Below are 22930 nucleotides of genomic sequence, written 5' to 3' on the forward strand. Positions count from 1 at the left end.
CTCCGGGACCGCTCAATACGAGTTCGGCGCCGGAAAGACTGAGGTCAGCGCCATTCTGATCTGAACGGAATCCAGCATCGTTTTCCTGGAAAACGCAGGCGACGGACAGCAGGATTGCGGCCGCGCCTGCGTCGCGAGGCGGCAGGTAAAGTTGTTATCAAAGTGTTACTAAGCGCTTAGTCAATTTTTAAATGTGACGGGCTAGAGTGCCCGCGTGGTCTTGAGTTGTGTAGAGAGTCCAATGACCGAAGTGATACGTCCCCGAGTAAAATATGTCATCGGCCCCGATGGCAGCCCGCTGACGATAGCGGATCTTCCGCCGCCCAACACGCGGCGCTGGGTTATCCGTCGTAAGGCTGAGGTTGTCGCGGCGGTTCGCGGTGGCCTGTTGAGCTTGGAAGAAGCCTGCGAGCGTTACACGCTAACCGTCGAAGAATTCCTGTCCTGGCAGTCGTCGATCAACAGCCACGGCCTTGCCGGCCTGCGCACGACGCGTATCCAGCAATACCGTCACTGAACCATCTGCCCCAGGCAAAAACATCATTTCGGGCCGGACGCATTTCCCTGAAGGGAGTGAAGAAGGCCCGAAATTATTGTTGAGGCAGCGTAGCACCAGAGGCCGGGCTGGGTGAAAGCATCCGCAAAACCCGTCGTCTTCGCCGCCGCAATCACGATCGCCACCAGAAGCACGTCCATCATCGACCACTTGGACAGATACGGCACGGCGTGACGATAAAACCAGCTGCCGGTTCCGCCGTCGGCAGCCACCGCCTCGGCGGCAATCCCGATCATCTTCAGGACCGGCAGTACGATCGAAACCAGCCCGACGATAAGTGCAAGCGGGATGTCCCCTCCGCTCCAGAGCGAGGAAACGATCTGAACCAGCGACGGCGTCTCATCGAAGAAATAGAGTTTCTCGAATCGGATCAGCGGCAAAACCAGCCCGAGCGCCAGAAAGAACGGGGCCGCAACAAGCAGAACTGGCCGGATCGCCGCCAATCTTTTCATCGAGCATCCCTCGGTTGAACAGTGTGTTGCCGCTTGCACCGGCTTGGCACGGCTGCGCCGGCATGTCACGGTCCGCGTCAACAACATCAGTTTCCGGAGAAATACAATGAACATTCGCAACGAAGAAAATGCGTCCGGCGGCCGGTATGTGGCCGAGGTTGACGGGCACGAGGCCGAAATGGCCTATTCCCGCACGTCACCGAAACTCATCATCATCGATCACACTGGCGTGCCGGATGCCCTGCGCGGCAAGGGCGTCGGCCAGGCACTGGCACTTCACGCCGTCGAGGAAGCGCGAAAGGGCGGATGGAAGATCTTTCCGCTATGCCCGTTCTTCAAGGCGCAAGCGCAGCGACATGATGAATGGCGCGACGTGGTGAACTGACCGCAAGAGCTCAGCACCAAAAGCCATGTATGACGGACTTCGATGTCCATCATACATGGCTTCTTCAGGCGATTCCCCGGGATGCCGCAGCCGGCATCCTCAGCTCGTCGTTCAGGCGCGGGCCCGAACGGCGCCATCGCGCTCTTCGAGCGCACTTGCGCGGGCGTATTCCGCCTGCATCTCCTCCAGCGCCTGCTCGAGCGTTTCCTCCTGCATCTTCAATTCCTTGATGGAAACCTGAAGATTGTCGGCACGCTGACGTGCCGCCTTAGCGAAGGTCGGGTAGGCGAAGTGATTCGGGTCGGAAATGCCGGACTTCTTCTCTTCGACGAGGATCTGGCTCTCCAGATCCTTCGTCATCCGTTCGAATTCCGACATCATCATCTGCAACTGCTGCAGCTGACGTCGTTTTTCGTTCACCTGAAACTCCTTCAGGCGAACTAGGCTCTCACGCGACTTCATACGCATTACTCCAGTGATGCGAGATCCCGGCTTTACTAAATTGCCCGCCGCGCACCGCTTTGAGACGGTCTGCCTGAAAAATTTTCAGCGGTATTAACAAAAACCTACCGCTGGTAACCTTTCGTTTACGGGCATCGTTAATGATAGTGCCGATGATTTAAGGGTCGGTAAATATCACTACGCGATTTCCGAAACCTTTTCATTGGTGAGTCGAATGAATCGCTTACCCGCCCTTCTTAATGTAGCAGTTGAGGATCAGGCTTTGCGAATTGTCATTGGAAAACAGCGGAATGGATCGATTGCTTAATAAATTCATTGCCTCTTGCCAGAGTGAATCAGAATTTGTTAACCATTTCGTGGCAGCTTCCAAATCACGCAGTGAAAGCATTCGGTATCGCGTAGGGGGCCAGCCCACCTTTCGGCGGCGGCAAAGGGGATAATAATGCGGGTACTACTTATTGAAGACGATAGCGCGACAGCGCAGAGCATAGAATTAATGCTCAAGTCCGAAAGCTTCAACGTCTACACCACCGATCTCGGTGAAGAGGGCGTCGATCTCGGCAAACTCTATGACTACGACATCATCCTTCTCGACCTTAATCTTCCGGACATGTCCGGATACGAAGTGCTCCGCACTCTCCGCCTGTCCAAGGTCAAGACGCCGATCCTCATCCTGTCCGGTATGGCAGGCATCGAAGACAAGGTGCGCGGCCTCGGCTTCGGCGCCGACGATTACATGACCAAGCCGTTTCATAAGGACGAACTGGTCGCCCGTATCCATGCGATCGTCCGCCGCTCCAAGGGTCATGCCCAGTCCGTCATCATGACGGGCGAGCTGATCGTCAACCTCGACGCCAAGACTGTCGAAGTCGGCGGCCAGCGCGTTCACCTGACGGGCAAGGAATACCAGATGCTGGAGCTGCTTTCGCTCCGCAAGGGTACGACGCTCACCAAGGAAATGTTCCTGAACCACCTCTACGGCGGCATGGACGAGCCGGAACTCAAGATCATCGACGTGTTCATCTGCAAGCTGCGCAAGAAGCTCGCAAATGCTGCCGGTGGCGCCAACTACATCGAAACCGTCTGGGGCCGCGGCTACGTGCTGCGCGAGCCGGATGGAGCTGAATACGCCGAGACCGCCTAAGACGCCGAACGTCCCCTTTCGACTGAGAGATCCCGCCCTCCCCGGCGGGATTTTTCGTTTGCGGTGGATGAGCTTGTTGACGAGATCGCCCATCCCAGACGCGTCATCCTCGGCCTTGTGCCGAGGATCTACGACACAGTAGTGGGTGGCAGATGCTCGGGACAAGCCCGAGCATGACGGAGGAAGACAGCTTCATTGTCAAGAAATCAGGCGGCGATTGCCCGGTTGCCGAAGACTGCCGTCAGGATCTTGCGGTCGAACGGCTTCAGCAGGAAGTCGGTTGCCCCTGCCCGCTTGCCGGCCATCAGCTTTTTCAGATCGGCCTCGATTACGCAGTAATAAATCTTGACCTCTTTGCCACCTTCCATCGCGCGGATTGCGGAAATCAGTTCGAGCGCACCGTCCATGCCGGAGTCGACGATCAAGTATTCGGGAAGTTCGGTCTGGCAGCGGGAGAGCGCTTCGCTTGCATTTGACGCCTCACTGACCAGAAAATCGAGCTCGGAAAGGATACGTTTACCCACCTTGCGCACGACATCCGAACTATCAGTGATCATGAACCGCTGCATGACTGCTCCTTCGCTCCACTTCTATACCGGTGGCGCTTCCTTAGTCTTCGAGGATAGGTCGATTAGGCTAAGGAAGTGTTACCCAAATCGGGACAGACGGCAGCGATGCGGGCATAAAACTAGGCGGCCACGGCCTCCGCAGTGAAGATGATTTCTTCGCCCGTCTGGCTGTGGCCGAGCTCCATCCGGCACTCTTCGGCGAGCAAGACGGCATAGTAGGGCTGGATCGAATGGGCATCGATCGCCTCTTCGATTTGACCAGAGGTGATCTCCACGAATTTGCCCGGCATGCGCATCAGCTTGCCCTTCGCGATGATCTTGAACTTCGCATCGAACTCGGGATTTTCGAGCGTCACTTCCAGCGAACCGCCGCGCGGGATCGACGAATAGGCGACGAGAAAAAGGTTCAGCAGCAGCTTCACGCGGTTTTTCGCAACGATGGCGCGCGGGCCGTTCCAGGTAACCTCGGTCTTCTTTTCCGCGGCAGCGAAGTCCTTGGCCGCGCGCTCTGCCTCACCGGTATCGATCGAAGCGCCGACCGAGCCGGAAGCGCCAAATGCGAGGCGTGCGAATTTGAGGCGAACGGAAGCATTGAGCGCGCTCGTGCGGATCAGGTCCATGGCGTCGGAATCGGCCCCGCCTTCATCCAGCAGTTCCAGACCGTTGTTGATCGCGCCGACCGGCGAGATGACGTCGTGGCAAACTCGGCTGCAAAGTAGCGCGGCCAGGTCGGGGCCGGTCAATGTAAGATTAGGATTTCTGGACATCATCGTCTCCTGAGGGCGGTGGATCCATCCGCCTATATCTTGCTTGATCAAAATTGCACGAAGTTTGCGCCGTACTCGCCGCCATAATGACACCATATTTGGTAAACCGATTGTTAAGACGATCGGCGCAAAATGTGTCTATTGCCGGAAACGGCTCATCGAACCGACCATGACGAACGGATCACACCATGCGCCTTCAATCCCCCAGAAGATTTATCGGCTTCTGCCGGCTTCTCGTCGCGCTGACCATATCCGCATTTATGCTCTCCTCGCAGGAGGCCGCAGCCCAGCAGGCCAGCGGCAACCAGTACACCGTCCAGGAGATCATCGACGCCGGCCACTCGTTCTTCGGCTCGACCAGCGGCGGCCTTGCCAAGGTCATTGAGGCGGCCTTTCAGAAATACGGACTGCCGAACGGCTACATCCTCGGACAGGAAGGATCCGGCGCCTTCATCGCCGGCCTTACCTATGGCGAGGGCCAGCTCAACACCAAGAATGCCGGCGAACATCCTCTTTACTGGCAAGGCCCCTCCCTTGGTCTTGATTATGGCGGCCAGGGCACGCGCGTGATGATGCTGGTCTATGACCTGCCTTCCGTGGACAGCATCTATGCCCGCTTCGGCGGCGTCAGCGGTCAGGCTTTCGTGGTTGCCGGCTTCGGCATGACGCTCCTCAAGAACAACAATGTTCTGGTGGTTCCGATCCGCACCGGCATCGGCGCGCGTCTCGGCGTCAATGTCGGCTATCTGAAGATCACCCCGGGCCCGACCTGGAACCCCTTCTGAACCTGCAGTCCGGTGGCGGTTTCTCTCCCGCCGTCACCCATCCGCCACTTGCCCTGCGCTTGGTGCGCGCTTAATCATTGGCGCTGACGCAAATCAATTCTGAGGCAATGGCGGCGCCGTGATCGAGTATGCACTTCTGTTCGGACTGGGCTTCCTGACGGCGGCGTTCCTCGTCTTCCTGATCTCGCCTGCCATCCATCGCCGCATCGTCTGGTATACGGAAAACCGGATGAAGGCGACCATGCCGCTCAGCCCGCAGGAGGTTCGCGCGCAGAAGGACATGGTGAGGGCACTCTATGCGGCCGAGAATGCCAGGACGGCCCAGGATTTGACAAGGGAGCGCGAAAAATCTCTTTCCTTGAAGCTTCGCCATGACGCTCTCGCCCTCGATGCCGGTCGCCTCTCCTCCGAAGTCGGCGCTTTGAAGGCGCAGATCGAAGATCTGAACCTCGAGGCCGCTGATTTCCGATCTCATCTTCGCAAGGACGAGACTTACATCAGCCAGCTGAAGACGAGCCTGCACATGGCCGAGCAGGCGAGCTCTGCAAAGGAAACCGAACTCGATCTCCTACGCAGCCGTCTGAACAAGCTTGCCGAACAGTCTGACAACCTCAAGATCGACATGGCTGCGCAGCAAACGGAGATGGAAAGCCTGAAATCGCGGGCCAACATGCTGCGCGACGAACGCGATACGCTGCGCAAGGACGTCGACCTTCTGCAGAAGCGCGCCAAGGATGCCGAGCAGAAGTTGACGCAGCAGGAACACAAGGTGCTCCGCCTGGAAGACAAGGGTGCCCGTGACGCGACCGCTGCTGCCGACAAGGAAACGCTGCTTGGGCGGCGCCAGCAGGAAGTCGCCAAGCTCAAGGAGCAGTTGAAGGCAACCAAAGCCGGTTTGCGCCAGGCGAACCGTGCGCTTCGTGCCGCCGGGCTGGCGGAGGCAATTGTCGAAACCACCGCGGAGGAAACGATGCAGGAAAGCGCTCCAGCGCCCGAACTTGATCCAGCAGCCGTTGCCGCCCGCCTCGCCGAGGAAGTTCGTGCCCGCAGCGCAGCCATTTCCGATCGCATCGCCAAGGCAAAGACGACGACAGCCGACGACAGCGCAATGCGCGAAGAGATCGCCTCGATCGCTGCCGGCATGGTCGCGCTGACCGTTATCAACGAAGGTCCGTCCTCGCCGATCCGTGACCTTTTGCCGGAAGGCGCCGGCAAGGAACAAGGCGAACGCGTGAGCCTCGCCGAGCGCGCTGCGACGATCCTTTCGGAGCCGGGCTAAGTCAGACCCGGCCCACAGCCGACGAGATTGCGAACAATGCGATCCCGGTCGCCGTTGCAACGTTGAGGCTGTCCAGGCCGGCGGACTGCGGAATGCGCGCGCTCCTGAAGCGCGCCAGGACTGTTTCCGGCAATCCTTCTCCTTCCGTTCCGACGACGAGCGCGATGCGATCTGACGACGGTATCGCGCGAATATCCGTCTCGCCGCGTGGCGATAAAGTCCAGATATCGAAGCCCCGTGCCGCAAGCGCGGCGAGAATGTCCAGAGCGCTGCCGTCGCGCTGATAGGGAACACTCAACACCGAGCCGACGGAAACGCGCATCGCCTTGCGGTAAAGCGGGTCGCAGGATGTCTCGTCGAGAAAAACGGCATCCGCACCGAAGGCCGCCGCATTGCGAAACATCGAACCCGCATTGTCGTGGTTGGAAATACCGCAACCCACCAACACAAGCGCGCGATCGGGCAGGCAGTCGAGCAGGCTCTCGCTGCGCTCGATCCTTTTTCCGATCGCCAAGACGCCGCGATGAAGATGGAACCCAACAATGCCGTCGAGGACGTCGGCCTCGGCGACGTAGATTGGAACCTCCGCCGGAAACCGCGCAATGATGTCGGAAACGCCTTCGACGCGGTTGCGCAGCAGCAGCACCTTCTCGGTCTTGAAGCCGCGCCCTGCCAAATGGGCTTCAGCCAGCATCCGCAGCACGACGGTGCCTTCGGCAATGAAGCGGTTCTGCCTGCCGGTCAGGTCGCGCTCGCGGATCGCTCGGAATTCGGCAATGCGCGGGTCATCCGCGCTCTCGATCGTGACGGGAGGCGCAGCCATCGGCGCTAATTGCCGCCGACGGTGATGTCAGCGACCAAGCGGCCCGCCTTGATGTCGTAGACCAGCGCTTTGCGCTTTCCGTCGGCAGACTGGCCGAAGAACAGAATCCGGTCTCCTGACAAAGATGTGGATTGCACGGCGAAACCGGGCGGCAGCGAAACCGTGGAGCTGACCGGCGCATCCGAAGGAACGCCGGAGCCGGAGGCAGCGGCCGTTTCGGCTGGTTCCGCCTTCATCGTCTTGTAGACAACGGCGCCGAAGACCGCCATAAGGCTCACGAACATGATGACGCCCGAAACGATCTGCAACCGCACCATCTTGCGCCGGACACTTTCCATTGCCGGGTCAAGGGACTGTTCTTCCTGATCGTCTGTCTCGATTTTGGTCATTGTGGCGTCCTGCAAAAAATACTTCGGAGAAGAAGCGTCTTGAGCGACCCCTTTAAACAAGCATCCGGGATTAGGAAAGTCCTGACCGCTGATGAGAATGCCGAAGGCCGGCTCGATGCCTGGTTGACTGCACAGCTCGGCGAGGAATTCTCGCGCAGCCGCGTCAAGGTGCTCATCAAGGACGGCCAGTTGCTTGTGAACGGAGCGCCTGCCCTCGATCCGCAGAAGAAGGTGCGGCCCGGCGACCATTACGAGATCCTGCTGCCCGAGCCGGAGGACCCCACGCCGAAAGGCGAGAACATTCCGCTCGAGATCCTTTATGAGGACGACGACGTCATCGTCATCTCGAAGCCGGCCGGCCTTGTCGTCCATCCGGCCGCCGGAAACTGGACGGGCACGCTCGTCAACGCGCTGATCTACCACTGCGGTGACAGCCTGTCGGGCATCGGCGGCGTCCGGCGACCGGGCATCGTTCACCGGCTCGACAAGGACACCACGGGTGTCATGGTCGTCGCCAAGAACGATATTGCTCACCGCAACCTGTCGCAGCAATTTGCCGACCACGGCCGCACCATGCCGCTCGAACGTGCCTACAAGGCCATCGTCTGGGGCCGCCCTCGTTCGCTCAGCGGAACGATCGACGCGCCACTCGGCCGCTCGACTGGCGACCGCACGCGCCGCACGGTCAAGCGTCCCGACAGCCAGGATGCCGACGAGGCCGTTACCCATTACGAGGTGCTGGAGCGCTTCCACGAAAACCCGGATGCGACGGCGCTCGCCGCGCTCGTCGAATGTCATCTGGAGACCGGCCGCACTCATCAGATCCGCGTCCACATGGCCCACATCGGTCATCCGCTTCTCGGCGATGGGGTCTATGGCGCGCATCTCAGAACCAAGGCCAACCTTCTGCCGGAAGCGGCACGCAAGGTCGTCAACAGCTTCGGGCGGCAGGCGCTCCATGCCTATATGCTGCAGTTCGAGCACCCCCGCTCAGGTGAGCTTTTGCACTTCGAGGCGCCCCTCCCCGAAGATATGGTGGAACTGGTCGAAGCCCTGCGCCGTTAGGCACGTAACGCCATCGTGAACCGGGCAAGCTGGCTTGAACCGCCGTTCCGCCATACTTATCTGTACATAGACTAAGTGCGGGCCCGGCTTTGGGCCGCATGTCTCGGTTCGCCTGTTCAACGCGGGGGCGCGTTCCATTGGGAACCGGAATCTACATAGGAGGGTGCAATCATGGCCCGTAATACCTTGCCGTCCATTACCGCCGGCGAAGCCGGCCTCAATCGTTATCTCGACGAAATCCGCAAATTCCCGATGCTGGAGCCGCAGCAGGAATACATGCTGGGGAAGCGTTATGCGGAGCATGGCGACCGCGAAGCCGCGCACAAGCTCGTCACCAGCCATCTGCGCCTCGTCGCCAAGATAGCCATGGGTTACCGCGGTTATGGCTTGCCGATCGGAGAGGTTGTTTCCGAAGGCAACGTCGGCCTCATGCAGGCCGTCAAGAAGTTCGATCCGGAACGCGGATTCCGTCTCGCCACCTATGCCATGTGGTGGATCAAGGCTTCGATCCAGGAATACATCCTGCGTTCGTGGTCGCTGGTGAAGATGGGGACCACTGCGAACCAGAAGCGCCTGTTCTTCAACCTGCGCCGTCTCAAGGGCCGTATCCAGGCCATCGATGAAGGCGATCTGAAGCCGGAGCATGTTGCCGAGATCGCAACGAAACTGAACGTGTCCGAGGAGGAAGTCGTTTCGATGAACCGCCGCCTTTCCGGCGACGCTTCGCTGAACGCGCCTATCAAGGCCTCGGAAGGCGATAGCGGTCAGTGGCAGGACTGGCTCGTGGACGACCACGATAGCCAGGAGGCCGTGCTGATCGAGCAGGATGAACTGGAGACGCGCCGCCGGATGCTGTCGAAGGCGATGAGCGTGCTGAACGACCGCGAACGGCGTATCTTCGAGGCCCGCCGCCTTGCTGACGAGCCGGTTACGCTGGAAGATCTCTCGTCCGAGTTCGATATCAGCCGCGAACGCGTCCGCCAGATCGAGGTGCGCGCCTTTGAAAAGGTGCAGGATGCCGTCCGAAAGGAAGCGCTGGAGAGGGCACAAGCCGTCCGCGTCGTCGAATCCACGGCATAAATCAGCAAACTCATACATGAAAAAGGCGGGTCCATGCGGCCCGCCTTTTTTGTGTCCGAGCTCTGGATCAGGGTTACTGGCTCGTGCTCACGTCGCCGAGTGCAGTCCACTCCTGGATCGCCTTGTTGAACGCTTCCGTGCCGGTCGCACCCTTCTGGATGGTGATCAGCGCGCGACGGCCATTGCGATAGGTGATCGGGATATCGATCCAGTCGCGCGTTTGAAGCAGCTGGAGATTAGCCTTTCGCGCGTCCGGATAATCATTCAGCGCGACCATGTGGAAATCGTCGGTGATCTTGGCAGGCACGGCAATCAGCGCGTCGCCGCGATCCTGCTCCGTGCGCTTCATTGAAATGCGCTGCACGCTTTCGATGCTGCCGCCCTCGAAATTCGGCGGAAGCGAGAAAACGACTTCGACGAGATGGCTCGCCGGAAGCGACGGATCGGAGTTGCGCTTGAAGGTCACGAGAACCGAAAGATTGCGCTCCGGTACCGTCACGTTGGCTTGCACAGTCGATTCCTGTTTGCCTGCCTGATCGGTTTCATGCTGGACGCTCCAGATGACGGATCCCTGGATCGCCGTCGGCGAGCTTTCGCCGATCCGCTCTTCGTAGAGGAACATCTTCTCCGTCGCACCGGCGGGCGTCTGCTGAGCGGCCGGAGCGGTTTGGACCTGCTGAGGGGCAGCGGCCGGAGCGTCTGTCGCCTGTCCTTGGGCGGGTGTACCGGCCTGCGCGGCTGGCGCCGGCGCAGCGGATGCGACGTTCTGTTCGGAGACGGACTTGCCTTCGGCGGTCGGCGTGCCGGGAGCGGCGGCCGGGCCGTTATCGACTTCCGTGCCGTCAGCCATAAGACGCTGTGTGAACTTGTTGTTCGTAGCGGAGCCGTCATCACGGGCGGCAGCCTGCTGGTCCTTCTCGGCCGGCTTTGCCGCTTCGGTATTTGCCGCGGGCGCCGCTGGCGTCGGGCTTCCGGAAGAGGCAGCCGGCTCGCCGTCGGCCGTCTTAGACGGCGCGGAACTGACCAAACCGTTGAACATCGCGACCAGCTGGTCACGGTTCATCCAAGCGGCATAGGCGCCCCCGCCCAGCACCGCCAGCACCACGAGCATGGTAATGGCCGCGCCGACGCCAAAGCGCCGACGCTTCGGCTCCATGCGGAAATTCTTGTTCTGCAGTTTGGCCGCAAGCAGATGGTCGACACCGTCGGACGGCACGGAATCGTCGTCTTCCGCCACGACGCCGCGGTGGTCGTAGCCTCGAAGTGCCTTGGCCTCCTGCCACTCTGCACCCGGAACGTCGGCGACGGGAGCTCCAGTTTTGCCGTTGATATCCTCAAAGAGGTCCGCATCGTTAAACTGTGCCGCAACGGGCTTCTTCTTGTCCTGACCTGCCTCGATCGGCGGCAGGTCGTCGAAGGCCGCAGCCTCCCATGAGAAGCCTTCGTTCGCGGGCGGCATCTTCGGCAGCACCGGTGGAAGCGCCGCAATGGCTTCCTCGAAAGCGCGCGCCGCGTCGCTGGTCGACTCGGCCGGCGGCACGATCCCCGAAAAGTTCCTCACCTCCTCGGCAGCCCACGCGGCCTCCGCTTCCTTCGCGGGCTCGGACGGGATCTGAGCAGCAGGTTCGGCCCATACGGGATCGAAATGCGCGGCAGTTTCCGCTTGAAGCGGCTCTTCGCGGCTGTGCTCTACGAATTCCTCCGGCTTCTCGAAAGCGGCGACAGGCTCGACGAGGCGATTCGAGGGATTGTATTCGTTGATCGGCGGGAGTGGCTTGGGCTCGGCCGCCGGTTCGGATTCAACCGCGGGCTCGGCTTCGAAGGCAGGTTCCGGCTCGAAAGCAGGCGCCTCCACATGAGGCTCATGTGCCGCAACATGGTATTCCTCGACCGGCGCTTCGTCGTGATGCGACGCCGCCCACTCCTCAACAGGGGCCACTTCCTCAACGGGGGCGGTTTCCTCAACGGGGGCGGCGGCTTCTTCGGCGGGGCGCTCCCATTGTGCCTCTTGAGGCGGCGCGGGCTCATCCGCCGCAACGACGGGCTCCTCGTAATGGGCCGCCTCTTCCCGAGGCTCCTCTTCATGCTGATATTCGACAGGTTCGGCGGCTTGCTCACGAGACTCGGCAACCGGTTCATCCACCGGCTCGGGCGCAGGAGCAGGTTCGGCGAATGCCTCGACTGGAGGTTCCTCATGGACAGGCGCTTCGGCAGCAGCCGCAGCAGCCGCAGCAGTCGCAGCCTGGTCTTCCGGCAATGCCTCGGAATGCTCTGCTTCCACCTCGCGAATAGCCGCATCGAGCTTATCCAGCTGGCGTTGCAGCATCGCTTCCGGCGGACGCGGCTTCATGTTTTCGAGCTGCCGCTGCACGGCACCGCGCGCGCGCTCGTAAACCTTCACCCGCATCTCGGGTGTATTTTCGGCCAGGCCGTCCACCGCCCGCCGGATAACTGCAATAAAATCAGCCATTAGTACTTTCTCGAGGGGCCAGGTCGCCCAGAGCCTGGCCAGATGTCTTAGTGACCCGCGACATTAGTCCTCAAAAGGATCAGTCACAAGTATCGTGTCGTCTCGCTCAGGACTTGTAGACAAGAGAGCGACAGGCGCCCCGATCAGCTCTTCGACCTGGCGGACATACTTGATCGCCTGGGCCGGCAGATCGGCCCAGCTGCGCGCGCCAACCGTCGATTCTTTCCAGCCTTCAAGCGTAATATAGACCGGCTCCACGCGCGCCTGCGCGCCCTGGCTGGCCGGAAGATGATCGATCTGCTCGCCGTCCAGCTTGTAGCCGACGCAGATCTTCAGTTCGTCGAGGCCGTCGAGAACATCAAGCTTCGTCAGCGCAATCCCGGTAATGCCGTTGGTTGCGACCGACTGGCGGACCAATGCCGCGTCGAACCAGCCGCAGCGACGCTTGCGGCCCGTTACCGTCCCGAATTCATGGCCCTTTTCACCGAGGAACTGGCCGATGTCGTCATGCAACTCGGTCGGGAACGGACCCTCGCCAACACGCGTCGTATAGGCCTTGGTGATGCCGAGGATGTAACCGAGCGACCCCGGACCCATGCCCGAACCGGCCGCAGCCTGACCGGCTACGGTGTTCGAGGACGTCACGAACGGATAGGTGCCATGATCGATGTCGAGCAGGCTGCCCTGCGCGCCTTCGAAGAGAATGCGGGCGCCCTTGCGGCGTTCCCTGTCGAGCAGGAGCCAAACGGTATCGCGGTATGGAAGCACGCGGTCGGCGATCGACGTCAGCTCGGTCATGATCGCGTCATGGCTGACCTCGGCGACGCCAAGGCCGCGGCGCAGCGCATTGTGATGCGTCAGGATGCGGTCGACCTTGCCCGGCAGCGCCTCAAGATCGGCGAGATCCATGACGCGGATCGCGCGGCGGCCGACCTTGTCTTCGTAGGCCGGACCGATACCGCGGCGCGTCGTGCCGATCTTCGTGCCGCTATTGGAGGCAGCATCTTCCCGGTAGGCATCGAGCTCGCGATGCAGCGAGAGAATAAGGGTCGCGTTGTCGGCGATGCGCAGGTTCTCGGGAGAAATCTTGACGCCCTGCTTTTCCAGCTTCTCGATCTCGGCGATCAACGCATGCGGGTCGACCACCACGCCGTTGCCGATCACTGCCATCTTGCCCGGGCGCACGACGCCGGAAGGCAGCAACGAGAGCTTGTAGCTGGTGCCGTCGATGACCAGCGTATGGCCTGCGTTGTGCCCGCCCTGATAGCGCACAACGATATCCGCACGTTCCGAAAGCCAATCGACAATCTTGCCCTTGCCTTCGTCACCCCACTGCGAACCGACCACGACTACATTCGTCATTAAACTCTTCCTGTTACCAGCGGATCAACCGCTCTGCTCAAACCCGCGCATCTATAAAGCTTTGTCTTTTGGAAAGCGACCCTGTTATCACGGGGAATTGGGCTTTTTGCGTGACAAATCAGCCCGCCACGGGCTAATTGCCGGTGCATCGGCAGCATTCAGAGCTCTTTTTTGGAAGACGGGAAGAATCATCCTTGCGGATCACGGCCTACCTTTGTCTCATCGTCGCAGCGCTATGCTGGGGCGGAAACGCCGTCGCCGGAAAACTGGCGCTCGGCCATGTCAGTCCGATGATGCTGACTTTCCTGCGCTGGACGCTTGCGACCACGCTGATTGCGGCAGTGTCGTTTCCGCAGTTCAGGAAGGACTGGCCGCTCGTCCGCAAGAACCTGCCTCTGCTGTTTTTCTACGGCATGATCGGTTACACGATCTTCAACGCCGTGCTTTACTCTGCGTTGCAGTACACGACCGCCATCAATGTCGCGATCGAGCAGGCCGGCATCCCGATGCTGATCTTTCTGCTCAACCTCATCTTCTTCCGCACAATTGTTTCGACCGCGCAGATGGTCGGGTTCGGCATGACGCTCGCCGGCGTCATCTTGACCGCCACCCATGGCGATATGGCCACACTGTTGAAGCTGGGCCTCAATCGCGGCGACGCCCTGATGCTGCTGGCGGTCGCCGCCTATGCAATCTACACGATCTTTCTGCGCTGGAAGCCGCCGGTTGATTGGCGAACGCTGATGGCCTTCCCCGCGTTTGCGGCAGCATTGTCGTCCCTGCCGTTCCTGCTTTGGGAGGGTGCCGCCGGCAATATCCAGATGCCTGACGGCAAAGGCTGGATCATCACCATCTATACGGCGATCTTCGCTTCACTGCTCGCGCAGATCCTCTACATCAAGGGCGTCGAATGGATCGGCGCCAACCGCGCCGGTCTCTTCATCAATCTCGTTCCGGTTTTCGGCACCCTGCTGTCCGTGCTGCTGCTCGGCGAAGCGTTGCAGCTCTTTCATATCGCCGCATTGGTTCTGACGCTCGGCGGCATTGCCATCGCCGAAAGGGGCCGCCCGGAGCTCGCCGCTCCGACCGCGCCCGCATCCCCGATGGATTGACCTGCGAACTACCCGAGTTCCAGCGTCGTCACGCCGAAGACATTCTTCAGCGGGATCGCAGGCGCGCCGCCGCGATACATGCGTGCCGTCTCGAAGACCGGCTCAAGACCTATGCTTTCGGCCAGTGCGACCGCCTCCCGGTTGGGTACCGGGACATCGATGAAAACCGGTGCATCGCCGGCTTCCGGCAACAAGCCGGCAAGCAGCGCGGCTGCGGAGTCGGCATCCGCCGCAAAAAGCGGCCCGATCTTGTAACCCTCGTAGCAGCGCCGGATCGTCGCGTAACCGCGAATCTTGCCGCTCTTGCGGACGACCAATGTCATGCGGCCGCGCCGCCTCCTGCACCAGGCGGCAACGAATTCATTGCGCGGTTCCGGGAAAATCGAGGCATCGTAACGGAAGAGCCCGTCCAGCTTGTCGGAGACCGGATGCGCCGCGAGTGACGAGCGTGGCAGGATCGTGGCGACACCGCCGTAGCGCACCGTCATGTGCGCCGTCTCGAAGCCTGCCCTGCGGTAATTCGCCTGCTGAGCGGCAACACCGTCGAGACCGATCGTACGGTCCGCTGCTGACTCGATCCCCACATTCCAAAGGGCCTTGCCGTAGCCTCTGCCGCGGAAATCCGGATGGACGATAAAGAGACCGAGAAACGCAAAACGCTCGCCGTATTTCACCACGGAAATGGAGCCAACCGGTACTTCGCCGAGCGCGCCGACGAAAAAGCCGGAGGGGTCGGCCTCCTGGAAAGCGAGTGAATCGTCGAGCCCGGGATTCCAGCCTTCTTGCCTTGCCCATTCGAGCACAAGCTCCAACTCACCCGGCCGTATCGCACGAACCGCAAATTCCGAACTCATGCAACCTTCCCATGCAAACCCTGCCGTAAGTTTGCAGGGAGGAATATCCAGAAACACTAAAGTCTAGAGACCACCGCATCGCTGCCAGGCGCAAAGAAACATGCTCATGGCTGAAACGATCTGCATCGATCGTCAAAAGGCACGACACGAAATTCCTCGCGCCGCGAATATCATGAAACAACGCCGTTACAATCTCAAGAAAATTGCTTAAGAAATTGGAACCGAAAGCAGGGGAGTAAACGGGAAAACAATAAGGCCCGCAGGCTTTCGGCGATATCATCCACTCACATCGGCCTTCGAGCCGAATAAGCGCATTTTCACTATTTCGTTGAGTATTTCGCTTCTCTTGTTGACTAGATACTGTTTGCCAGACGTAGTGATGCGGGCGACCGCCTTCTGACGAGTGAATGGATTTGGCCAGCGAGCCCTCGCGCCAGCACCTGAAAACGCCGGCGCCGCATCGTAAGCGGCGGGCAGTGCTTTGGCTGATGGTCGCCGCTTCGCTTTCGGTCATCGGCGGCACAGTTCTCCTCTCCAATGACATGCGCAATCTACGTACGCTGGCTGCGCGTTTCGGATATGAGCTGCCGGACGAGAGCGTGGTGGTCCACAAGGAAGCAGAAACGGCCAAGCCCCCGATTCAACCGAATCCGGCCCCGGTTCGCGTCGACTTTTCGAAGCATCTGCTCGAGGCGCCCCGGATCGAGCTTGCGGGCGGCTTCCTGAGGACTTGGCGGACGACAGGCCCCACAATGTGCGAAGCCCTGCGCAAGGCGGGCATCGAGACCACGCCATGGCGCCCCTCGGCTTTTGGCAGCAGTGCCTATGAGTGTTCCTTCCAGGAGGTCTACAAACAGGATGAGGAACGGCCGCTGAGTTCGGTCTTTTTGATTGTTCGCGGAGACCGCAAGGGCGCGATCTTCAACATGCGCGCCAAGATCGTCGGCCCGGCTACCGACGGCGCCGGGCGGCTTGACCCGTCGGTGATGCGCATTTTCGATACGATGCTCGCGCAACCGCACTGGCTGGATTTCAGCGACACATTGGCCGCAATCCGCGAAATGAAGGATGTGAAAGAGGATGGCTTCGGTGCAAGCGTCAGCTTCACCCGCGAGTTCACGAGCGAAAACAGCTTCAACTTCATCGTGACGATCAGGGCCGCGCCTGGCCCGCAATTGCGGACCAGGGCTTATTTTTCACGCGAGCGCTGGATGACGGCGCCGGACGTTGAGGCATCCGAAAACCTCCCGCAGATTTTCGGTAGGCTTCAGAGATAGGGCGCGAAAAAGCGCCTGACGGCGTCGATCTCATTCGGCCGGATATCATGGCCGCCCGGGTGCCACTCTGTCTTCGTCTGAGCACCCTGCCCTTCGAAATAGGCTGCTAGCGCCTTGGTCAGCGGGACCGGGCAGATCGGATCGCGTTCGCCCGCTGTGATCAGCACCTTGCGCCCATTGAGTTCCGGGTTCGCTTTCGGCTGGAACGGGACGAGCGGGTGCATGAGCACCGACGCATCGAACAGCCCTTTCTCGATCAATACATTCGCAAGAATGTTAGCTCCGTTGGAGAAGCCAAGACCCAGGATGTGTGACGCTCCGTGATCGACGGTCATGTCCTTGACGAAGGCCGCCATCTTCTGCGTGGCTCTGGCGAGATCATCCATATCGTAGACGCCCTCGCCCGTGCGCTTGAAAAAGCGCGCCGCCCCATGCTCCGAAACATCCCCACGGGGGGAAACGATCGTCGCGTCGGGCAATAGCCGCCGCCCGAAATCGAAGAACTGGTTTTCATCTCCCCCGGTGCCATGCAGCACGAAGAGAATGGGCTTTCCTGGTGCACCGGCATGCAGCCGGTGCACGTAGCTGTGGTCGTTCATCGTTCCATCCTTAAGCTTCGAGCGGCTGCAGATGCTGCTCGAGCAGCTCCCGCAGATGCGCGTGCTGCTGTGGCAGCTTCAGCGCTTCGCCGAGATGAGCCGTGTCTTCGTCCCGGTTGAAGCCGGGTTCGTTGGTGGCAACCTCGAACAGAACGCCGCCCGGCGTGCGGAAATAGATCGCCCAGAAATAGTCGCGGTCGATGACCGGGGTCACCTGGTAACCCGTATCCATGAGGGCCTTGCGGACCTCGAGCTGCTTCTCCCGGTTTTCGACGGCAAAGGCAACGTGGTGCACGGAACCGGCACCCGGCAGGGCGCGAGAGATATTCGGCATCGTTTCGAGATCGACGAGATGTGCGCCATTGCCGCCCGGCATAATCAAACGCTTCACGCCGTCCTTCTCGTCCTGAACTTCATAGCCCATGAATTTCAGGAGCTCGGCCGTCGCACCCTCGTCACGAAGCCGCATGGCCACGGAGTGGAAACCGCGAATCCCATGGTCTTCGCTGATGCCGCCATGCGTCCAGGGCTGGCGGTTGTCGTCCTTGACTTCAACAAGTGCGAGACCGTCGCCGTCGGGACCGGCGAAGTTCAACCGCTTTTCTCCAAAGCTCTCGTCGGCCTTGAGGCCGCTGACGCCGAGCTTGGCGAGACGGTCGCTCCAGAAACCGAGCGAACCTTCGGGAACGGAAAAGACGGTCGTGCCGACTTCGCCGGTGCCCGGACGGCCCTGCGCCATCTTCGGGAACGGGAAGTAAGTCATGACCGTGCCGGGGGCACCGGTCTCGTCGCCATAGTAGAGATGGTAAACTTCAGGCGCGTCGAAGTTCACGGTTTTCTTGACGCGGCGCAGACCGAGTGCGTTCGTGAAGAACTGATTGTTGGTGCGGGCGTCCTCCGCCATGGAAGTGACGTGGTGCAGACCCTTGATCTGGTTGAGCATATCGAAACCCTTTTTCTTGCCCGCAACGGCGGGCGTTGGATGGGTTATAGATGAGCCCTTGGAGCGTTTTGGAATAGCCGTGGAGATCAAAACGCATTGTCTCCGTTCATTGAACAACGATCAGCAGCTGTTCAATAAGTCTGGCTATCCTGCGGATTAGCCGGTAGCTCCCACGCCACCGGCGTGCGGCCATGGGACTGCAGAAAGGCATTCGCTTTCGAAAAATGCCGGCAGCCGAAAAATCCGTTATGGGCCGAAAGCGGTGACGGATGCGGCGCCTTCAGGACGAGATGGCGGTAGGAGTCGACGAAGGCCGCCTTTCGCTGCGCGTAGGAACCCCAGAGCATGAAGACGACCGAGTCGCATTGCTCGTTGACCTTGCGGATCACCGCATCGGTGAATTGCTCCCAGCCCTTGCCCTGATGCGACGCTGCCTGCGCCTCCTCGACGGTCAAAACGCTGTTCAGCAGCAGGACCCCCTGCTGGGCCCAATGCTCCAGGAAGCCATGCCGCGCCGGTTTGATGCCGAGGTCGGCTTCCATCTCTTTGTAGATGTTTACCAGCGACGGCGGAATACGCACGCCGGGCCGAACGCTGAAGCAAAGCCCGTGCGCCTGCCCGAGACCGTGATACGGGTCCTGCCCGAGAATGACGACCTTCACCCGGGTAAGGGGCGTCAGGTCGAGCGCCCGAAAATACTCCGAACCTTTGGGAAAGATGCGCTTGCCAATCTGCTTCTGGGCCAGCAGGAAATCCTTGAGCTGCGCCATGTACGGGCTGGAAAATTCAGCCGCGAGCGCCGTCTTCCAGCTTTCTTCAAGCGCAATGGTCTGTTCGCTCATCGATCATCCCTGTTCAACCGCATGGCCGACGGATTGCCCTAAGCCCTAAAGGGAATACGCGGAATATTTTAGTCACCTATCGCGGCTAAAATTTACGAAGTATCGTTAGACCGGTGACAATGGCGCGGTAAAGCAAGCGTCAGCAAGGATTTAACACGAATGAAGTTTGGCACAAGCGGCCTGCGCGGCCTCTCCACCGATTTGAAAGGCAGGGCATCGGCCGTCTACGCCACGGCATTCGGGCAATATCTTCTCGAGAGCGGGCGTGCGGGGCACGGCGATCTCGTTCTGATCGGCCGCGACTTTCGTGACTCCAGCCCCGAAATCGCTGCGACTTGCGCTGCGGCACTCTCCGCGCTCGGCTTCAGAGTCGCTGACTGCGGCACCGTTCCGACGCCGGCATTGGCGCTCTATGGGCTCCGGCACAAGGCGGCCAGCCTGATGATTACCGGTTCGCACATTCCGGCCGACCGCAACGGCATCAAATTCTACCGGCCCGACGGCGAAATCGACAAGGCAGACGAAGCGGCGATATCCGATCTCGCAGCCAAGCTCGACGCCTCGATACCCAAAGCGGCCGCCACAGCCGGCACAAAAGTCGAAGACAAGACGGCTGACTGCACGGAAGCCTTCGTTGCGCGCAATGCCGGTATCCTTTCTGCAAATGCTCTTTCCGGCCTGAAGATCGGCGTCTATCAGCACAGTACGGTCGCTCGCGACCTTCTGGTTCAGCTGCTGTCGCATTACGGGGCCGACGTCGTTGCCCTCGGACGATCGGAAACATTCATACCTGTCGATACCGAAGCGGTCTCGGCGGAAACCATCGCGCTCCTGCAGGATTGGGCAAAGTCGTTGAAGCTCGACGCTGTCGTTTCCGCCGATGGTGACGGCGACCGGCCTCTGGTCACCGACGAAACCGGCATGCCGCTGCGGGGCGATCTCCTCGGGCTGATTGCTGCGAACTTCCTGAACGCGGGCACCGTCGTCACGCCCGTCACCTCCAACTCCGGCATCGAAGCCGCCGGCGCCTTTGCCGTCGTGCGGACACGCGTCGGCTCGCCCTTCGTCATATCAGGCATGCAGGCAGCCAGCTCCGCGGGCAAAGACCGCATCATGGGTTTCGAGGCCAACGGCGGCTTGCTGACCGGCTCGGATTTCACCGTCAACGGCAAGACCGTGGACACACTGCCGACGCGCGAGTGTTTCCTGCCGATGCTCGCCGTGCTTTCGCTGGCAGCAGCGCAAAAGAAGCCGCTCTCGGCAATCGCCGGTTCCTATAACCTTCCGGTTGCTGCCGCCGACCGGCTGGAGAACTTCCCCGTCGAAACCAGCGCAAAGCTGATGGCTTACCTGCGCGCATCGCCGGAAAATCTGGCCGAATTCCTGGCACCGATCGGAAAACCTTCCGCGACGAGCGATATCGACGGATTGCGGGTCACGCTGGCCGACAAGCGCATCATTCACTTCCGCCCCTCTGGCAACGCGCCGGAAATGCGCTGCTATGTCGAGGCGGAAAACGAACACGCCGCAACGGAACTGCTTGAAGCCGGACTGAACCGGATCAGGCAATGGGCCGGACAGAATTGATTGAAGACAAAAGACTTTGAGGAAACGCACCCGATGACGCAAAAGATCGTTCCCGTGATCATGGCAGGAGGCAAGGGCACGCGCCTCTGGCCACTGTCGCGCGCAACTGCGCCGAAGCAATTCATTCAGTTCATCGGCGACAAGACCCTGTTCCAGGAAACACTTGTCCGCGTCTCCGACCCCGCACTTTACGAAGCGCCGGTCGTGCTGACCAATGAAGAATTCCGCTTTCTCGTGGCCGAACAGGCCCGCGAGCTCGATCACCCGCTGAAGGCCATCCTGCTCGAGCCCGTCGCCCGCAACACCGCGCCCGCCGTCGCCGCCGCTGCCGCTCTCGTTGCCGAGGCTTTCGGCAAGGACGTGATCATGCATGTGCTCGGCTCGGACTATGAGATCGTCGCCGACCAAAGCTATTTCGACAGCGTCCGCGCAGCGCGGGAAACGGCCGCTACCGGCAAGCTCGTCACCTTCGGCATCAAGCCCACCGAGCCGGCGACCGGCTACGGCTACATCGAGGGCGGCAAGAACCTTCCGACCGGCGCGCAGACGGTGAAGCGCTTCATTGAAAAGCCGCCTCTGGACAAGGCGAAGGAGATGCTGGCAGCCGGCGATTTCTACTGGAATTCGGGCATGTTCATGTTCCAGGTTTCGGTGCTTCTTGGCGAAATGCGCGCCCATGCGCCGGATGTCGTGAAAGCGGCCGATGCTGCGGTCGCGAAGTCCACACGCGACCTCGACTTCATCCGCCTCGATTCCCCGTCCTTCGCGAAGGCGCCGAACATCTCGATCGACTATGCGATCATGGAAAAGACGGAAAACGCCGCCGTCGTGCCCTCGCCATTCAAGTGGTCTGACCTCGGCAGCTGGGACTCCGTGTGGAAAACCGGCACGCGCGATCCGAATGGCAACGTCGCGACTGCCAATACGACACTTGTCAATAGCCGCAACTCGCTGGTGATGAGCCACGGCGTTCATCTCGCCGTCCAAGGCATGGACGACGTTGCCGTGATTGCCAGCGAGGATGCCGTCTATGTCGGTAAGCTGCAGGACAGCCAGAGTGTTGGCGATCTCGTCAAGACGCTCGCCGCCCTGCCCGCCACATCGAAACTGACGGAGACGCATCCGACCTCATATCGGCCCTGGGGCGGTTACACGTCGATCCTCAACGGCGACCGCTTTCAGGTGAAGCGCATCTTCGTCACGCCCGGCAAGAAGCTCTCGCTGCAGAAACATCATCACCGCTCGGAACACTGGATCGTCGTCAAGGGCACGGCCGAGGTGACGATCGGCGAGAACGTCCAGATGCTGCGCGAAAACGAGTCGGTCTATATCCCGCTCGGCGAGGTCCACCGGCTCGCGAATCCCGGCAAGATCATACTGGAACTGATCGAAGTGCAAACGGGTTCCTACCTCGGTGAGGATGACATCATCCGCATCGTCGACGAGTTCGGCCGTAGCTGAAACGTGCCGCTGTCTTGAATTTGTAAGTGTGCGCCTGTAACACGATCGCGTTTTGCCGCCGTAGGCCGCGATCGTTTTACATGATGAAGGTTATCCCATGCGCATAGTTATGATTGGTTCGGGTTACGTCGGTCTCGTTTCCGGCGCCTGCCTTGCGGATTTCGGACACCACATCACCTGCGTCGATAAATCAGAGGCAAAGATCGACGCGCTCATGGCCGGCGAAGTGCCGATCTTCGAGCCGGGCCTTGACGCCATCATCGAACACAACCGCAGCGCCGGCCGCCTGGATTTCTCCAAGGAGCTGACAGGGCCGGTCGCCGATGCCGATGTCGTCTTCATCGCGGTCGGCACGCCGTCGCGCCGCGGCGACGGCCACGCCGATCTGAGCTACGTTTATGCCGCCGCGCGCGAGATCGCCGCAGCCGTTACCGGCTTTACCGTCGTGGTCACGAAATCCACCGTTCCCGTCGGCACCGGCGACGAGATCGAGCGCATCTTCCGCGAGGAATTCCCCGGCAAGGACATCGCCGTCGTCTCGAATCCGGAATTCCTGCGCGAAGGCGCGGCGATTACCGATTTCAAGCGTCCGGACCGCATCGTCATCGGCACGGAAGACCCGCGCGCGACGGAAGTCATGCGCGAAGTCTACCGGCCGCTCTATCTC

General features: G+C 60.5%; 24 protein-coding genes. 12 read left to right on the forward strand and 12 right to left on the reverse strand.

Annotated features, from left to right (window positions below; all coding sequences use genetic code 11):
- The first annotated feature begins 241 nt into the window (after positions 1-241).
- The gene (gene sciP / locus ACPYOI_RS26370) at positions 242-517 is read left to right on the forward strand and encodes a CtrA inhibitor SciP (RefSeq protein ID WP_168832490.1); all 276 of its coding nucleotides are present in this window, start codon (positions 242-244) and stop codon (positions 515-517) included.
- A 23-nt stretch (positions 518-540) separates the two neighbouring features.
- Here the strand turns inward: sciP and ACPYOI_RS26375 are convergent, their stop codons facing one another.
- Positions 541-1008, reverse strand: a complete 468-nt coding sequence (locus tag ACPYOI_RS26375) for a paraquat-inducible protein A (RefSeq protein ID WP_481417493.1) — start codon at positions 1006-1008, stop codon at positions 541-543.
- Positions 1009-1114: 106 nt separating this feature from the next.
- Here ACPYOI_RS26375 and ACPYOI_RS26380 point away from each other — a divergent pair, with 106 nt between their 5' ends.
- Positions 1115-1393 carry a GNAT family N-acetyltransferase gene (locus tag ACPYOI_RS26380; RefSeq protein WP_481417494.1) on the forward strand — a complete coding sequence of 93 codons (279 nt, stop codon included), beginning with the start codon at positions 1115-1117 and terminating at the stop codon, positions 1391-1393.
- Between the two features lie 111 nt (positions 1394-1504).
- On the opposite strand, the gene ACPYOI_RS26385 is transcribed toward ACPYOI_RS26380, so the two are convergent.
- On the reverse strand, positions 1505-1855 hold the full coding sequence (locus ACPYOI_RS26385; protein ID WP_168832487.1) for a flagellar export protein FliJ: 351 nt from the start codon (positions 1853-1855) through the stop codon (positions 1505-1507).
- Positions 1856-2297: 442 nt separating this feature from the next.
- Here ACPYOI_RS26385 and ctrA point away from each other — a divergent pair, with 442 nt between their 5' ends.
- Positions 2298-2999, forward strand: a complete 702-nt coding sequence (ctrA, locus tag ACPYOI_RS26390) for a response regulator transcription factor CtrA (protein ID WP_003542362.1) — start codon at positions 2298-2300, stop codon at positions 2997-2999.
- A 206-nt stretch (positions 3000-3205) separates the two neighbouring features.
- Here ctrA and ACPYOI_RS26395 read toward each other — a convergent pair whose 3' ends face one another.
- Both ACPYOI_RS26395 and chpT read right to left on the reverse strand, forming a co-directional pair.
- Positions 3206-3568 carry a response regulator gene (locus ACPYOI_RS26395; protein ID WP_481417495.1) on the reverse strand — a complete coding sequence of 121 codons (363 nt, stop codon included), beginning with the start codon at positions 3566-3568 and terminating at the stop codon, positions 3206-3208.
- Positions 3569-3687: 119 nt separating this feature from the next.
- Complete coding sequence (gene chpT, locus ACPYOI_RS26400; RefSeq protein WP_481417496.1) at positions 3688-4338, reverse strand: histidine phosphotransferase ChpT; 651 nt, start codon at positions 4336-4338, stop codon at positions 3688-3690.
- A 185-nt stretch (positions 4339-4523) separates the two neighbouring features.
- Between chpT and ACPYOI_RS26405 the strand changes: the two genes are divergently transcribed.
- Together ACPYOI_RS26405 and ACPYOI_RS26410 are read left to right on the forward strand one after the other, a co-directional pair.
- Positions 4524-5120, forward strand: a complete 597-nt coding sequence (locus ACPYOI_RS26405) for a DUF1134 domain-containing protein (protein ID WP_481417497.1) — start codon at positions 4524-4526, stop codon at positions 5118-5120.
- Positions 5121-5238: 118 nt separating this feature from the next.
- Positions 5239-6399, forward strand: coding sequence for a hypothetical protein (locus ACPYOI_RS26410; RefSeq protein WP_481417498.1), 1161 nt, complete (start codon positions 5239-5241; stop codon positions 6397-6399).
- A gap of 1 nt (position 6400) precedes the next feature.
- On the opposite strand, the gene ACPYOI_RS26415 is transcribed toward ACPYOI_RS26410, so the two are convergent.
- Both ACPYOI_RS26415 and ACPYOI_RS26420 read right to left on the reverse strand, forming a co-directional pair.
- Entirely contained in the window at positions 6401-7222 is an 822-nt protein-coding gene (locus tag ACPYOI_RS26415) for a TrmH family RNA methyltransferase (protein ID WP_481423580.1), read from the reverse strand.
- Between the two features lie 5 nt (positions 7223-7227).
- Entirely contained in the window at positions 7228-7611 is a 384-nt protein-coding gene (locus tag ACPYOI_RS26420; protein ID WP_481417500.1) for a hypothetical protein, read from the reverse strand.
- Positions 7612-7650: 39 nt separating this feature from the next.
- On the opposite strand from ACPYOI_RS26420, the gene ACPYOI_RS26425 reads away from it, so the two are divergent.
- Both ACPYOI_RS26425 and rpoH read left to right on the forward strand, forming a co-directional pair.
- Positions 7651-8676, forward strand: coding sequence for an RluA family pseudouridine synthase (locus tag ACPYOI_RS26425; protein WP_481417501.1), 1026 nt, complete (start codon positions 7651-7653; stop codon positions 8674-8676).
- 171 nt (positions 8677-8847) lie between these two features.
- A complete protein-coding gene (rpoH, locus tag ACPYOI_RS26430; protein ID WP_481417502.1) occupies positions 8848-9756 on the forward strand; it encodes an RNA polymerase sigma factor RpoH in 909 nt (302 codons plus the stop codon).
- A gap of 73 nt (positions 9757-9829) precedes the next feature.
- Here rpoH and ACPYOI_RS26435 read toward each other — a convergent pair whose 3' ends face one another.
- Together ACPYOI_RS26435 and ACPYOI_RS26440 are read right to left on the reverse strand one after the other, a co-directional pair.
- Entirely contained in the window at positions 9830-12226 is a 2397-nt protein-coding gene (locus ACPYOI_RS26435) for a hypothetical protein (protein WP_481417503.1), read from the reverse strand.
- A 63-nt stretch (positions 12227-12289) separates the two neighbouring features.
- Entirely contained in the window at positions 12290-13588 is a 1299-nt protein-coding gene (locus ACPYOI_RS26440; protein ID WP_168832477.1) for an adenylosuccinate synthase, read from the reverse strand.
- 194 nt (positions 13589-13782) lie between these two features.
- Here ACPYOI_RS26440 and ACPYOI_RS26445 point away from each other — a divergent pair, with 194 nt between their 5' ends.
- Positions 13783-14700, forward strand: a complete 918-nt coding sequence (locus tag ACPYOI_RS26445; RefSeq protein WP_481417504.1) for a DMT family transporter — start codon at positions 13783-13785, stop codon at positions 14698-14700.
- A gap of 8 nt (positions 14701-14708) precedes the next feature.
- Here ACPYOI_RS26445 and ACPYOI_RS26450 read toward each other — a convergent pair whose 3' ends face one another.
- Positions 14709-15554: a GNAT family N-acetyltransferase gene (locus tag ACPYOI_RS26450; RefSeq protein ID WP_481417505.1), complete on the reverse strand. Its 846-nt coding sequence runs from the start codon at positions 15552-15554 to the stop codon at positions 14709-14711.
- Between the two features lie 407 nt (positions 15555-15961).
- Here ACPYOI_RS26450 and ACPYOI_RS26455 point away from each other — a divergent pair, with 407 nt between their 5' ends.
- Positions 15962-16831 (forward strand): DUF6030 family protein, encoded by an 870-nt coding sequence (locus tag ACPYOI_RS26455; protein WP_481423581.1) that lies wholly within the window; start codon positions 15962-15964, stop codon positions 16829-16831.
- Here the strand turns inward: ACPYOI_RS26455 and ACPYOI_RS26460 are convergent.
- From ACPYOI_RS26460 to ung, 3 genes are all read right to left on the reverse strand, one after another.
- Positions 16822-17430, reverse strand: coding sequence for an alpha/beta hydrolase (locus tag ACPYOI_RS26460; protein WP_481417507.1), 609 nt, complete (start codon positions 17428-17430; stop codon positions 16822-16824). The two genes, ACPYOI_RS26455 and ACPYOI_RS26460, sit on opposite strands and share 10 nt — an antisense overlap.
- 10 nt (positions 17431-17440) lie before the next feature.
- On the reverse strand, positions 17441-18373 hold the full coding sequence (locus ACPYOI_RS26465) for a VOC family protein (protein WP_481417508.1): 933 nt from the start codon (positions 18371-18373) through the stop codon (positions 17441-17443).
- Between the two features lie 131 nt (positions 18374-18504).
- Positions 18505-19215 carry a uracil-DNA glycosylase gene (ung, locus tag ACPYOI_RS26470; RefSeq protein ID WP_481417509.1) on the reverse strand — a complete coding sequence of 237 codons (711 nt, stop codon included), beginning with the start codon at positions 19213-19215 and terminating at the stop codon, positions 18505-18507.
- Positions 19216-19374: 159 nt separating this feature from the next.
- Here ung and ACPYOI_RS26475 point away from each other — a divergent pair, with 159 nt between their 5' ends.
- The 3 genes from ACPYOI_RS26475 to ACPYOI_RS26485 form a co-directional block, all read left to right on the forward strand.
- Positions 19375-20802 carry a phosphomannomutase gene (locus tag ACPYOI_RS26475; protein ID WP_481417510.1) on the forward strand — a complete coding sequence of 476 codons (1428 nt, stop codon included), beginning with the start codon at positions 19375-19377 and terminating at the stop codon, positions 20800-20802.
- A 33-nt stretch (positions 20803-20835) separates the two neighbouring features.
- Positions 20836-22263 carry a mannose-1-phosphate guanylyltransferase/mannose-6-phosphate isomerase gene (locus ACPYOI_RS26480; protein WP_481417511.1) on the forward strand — a complete coding sequence of 476 codons (1428 nt, stop codon included), beginning with the start codon at positions 20836-20838 and terminating at the stop codon, positions 22261-22263.
- 97 nt (positions 22264-22360) lie between these two features.
- A partial coding sequence (locus tag ACPYOI_RS26485) for a nucleotide sugar dehydrogenase (protein ID WP_481423582.1) occupies positions 22361-22930 on the forward strand: 570 nt, incomplete at its 3' end.

Source organism: Rhizobium sp. SVR5-2C (assembly GCF_056755115.1).

What these genes read in the sequence shown, in the direction of transcription:
- ACPYOI_RS26405 (WP_481417497.1), top strand. Translation starts at nt 4,524, where the DNA reads ATGCGCCTTCAATCCCCCAGAAGATTTATCGGCTTCTGCCGGCTTCTC.
- ACPYOI_RS26420 (WP_481417500.1), bottom strand. Translation starts at nt 7,611, where the DNA reads ATGACCAAAATCGAGACAGACGATCAGGAAGAACAGTCCCTTGACCCG.
- ACPYOI_RS26415 (WP_481423580.1), bottom strand. Translation starts at nt 7,222, where the DNA reads ATGGCTGCGCCTCCCGTCACGATCGAGAGCGCGGATGACCCGCGCATT.
- ACPYOI_RS26455 (WP_481423581.1), top strand. Translation starts at nt 15,962, where the DNA reads ATGGATTTGGCCAGCGAGCCCTCGCGCCAGCACCTGAAAACGCCGGCG.
- ACPYOI_RS26450 (WP_481417505.1), bottom strand. Translation starts at nt 15,554, where the DNA reads ATGAGTTCGGAATTTGCGGTTCGTGCGATACGGCCGGGTGAGTTGGAG.
- ACPYOI_RS26480 (WP_481417511.1), top strand. Translation starts at nt 20,836, where the DNA reads ATGACGCAAAAGATCGTTCCCGTGATCATGGCAGGAGGCAAGGGCACG.
- ACPYOI_RS26395 (WP_481417495.1), bottom strand. Translation starts at nt 3,568, where the DNA reads ATGCAGCGGTTCATGATCACTGATAGTTCGGATGTCGTGCGCAAGGTG.
- ACPYOI_RS26465 (WP_481417508.1), bottom strand. Translation starts at nt 18,373, where the DNA reads ATGCTCAACCAGATCAAGGGTCTGCACCACGTCACTTCCATGGCGGAG.
- ACPYOI_RS26385 (WP_168832487.1), bottom strand. Translation starts at nt 1,855, where the DNA reads ATGAAGTCGCGTGAGAGCCTAGTTCGCCTGAAGGAGTTTCAGGTGAAC.
- ctrA (WP_003542362.1), top strand. Translation starts at nt 2,298, where the DNA reads ATGCGGGTACTACTTATTGAAGACGATAGCGCGACAGCGCAGAGCATA.
- ACPYOI_RS26375 (WP_481417493.1), bottom strand. Translation starts at nt 1,008, where the DNA reads ATGAAAAGATTGGCGGCGATCCGGCCAGTTCTGCTTGTTGCGGCCCCG.
- sciP (WP_168832490.1), top strand. Translation starts at nt 242, where the DNA reads ATGACCGAAGTGATACGTCCCCGAGTAAAATATGTCATCGGCCCCGAT.
- ung (WP_481417509.1), bottom strand. Translation starts at nt 19,215, where the DNA reads ATGAGCGAACAGACCATTGCGCTTGAAGAAAGCTGGAAGACGGCGCTC.
- ACPYOI_RS26475 (WP_481417510.1), top strand. Translation starts at nt 19,375, where the DNA reads ATGAAGTTTGGCACAAGCGGCCTGCGCGGCCTCTCCACCGATTTGAAA.
- ACPYOI_RS26435 (WP_481417503.1), bottom strand. Translation starts at nt 12,226, where the DNA reads ATGGCTGATTTTATTGCAGTTATCCGGCGGGCGGTGGACGGCCTGGCC.
- ACPYOI_RS26380 (WP_481417494.1), top strand. Translation starts at nt 1,115, where the DNA reads ATGAACATTCGCAACGAAGAAAATGCGTCCGGCGGCCGGTATGTGGCC.
- chpT (WP_481417496.1), bottom strand. Translation starts at nt 4,338, where the DNA reads ATGATGTCCAGAAATCCTAATCTTACATTGACCGGCCCCGACCTGGCC.
- rpoH (WP_481417502.1), top strand. Translation starts at nt 8,848, where the DNA reads ATGGCCCGTAATACCTTGCCGTCCATTACCGCCGGCGAAGCCGGCCTC.
- ACPYOI_RS26460 (WP_481417507.1), bottom strand. Translation starts at nt 17,430, where the DNA reads ATGAACGACCACAGCTACGTGCACCGGCTGCATGCCGGTGCACCAGGA.
- ACPYOI_RS26440 (WP_168832477.1), bottom strand. Translation starts at nt 13,588, where the DNA reads ATGACGAATGTAGTCGTGGTCGGTTCGCAGTGGGGTGACGAAGGCAAG.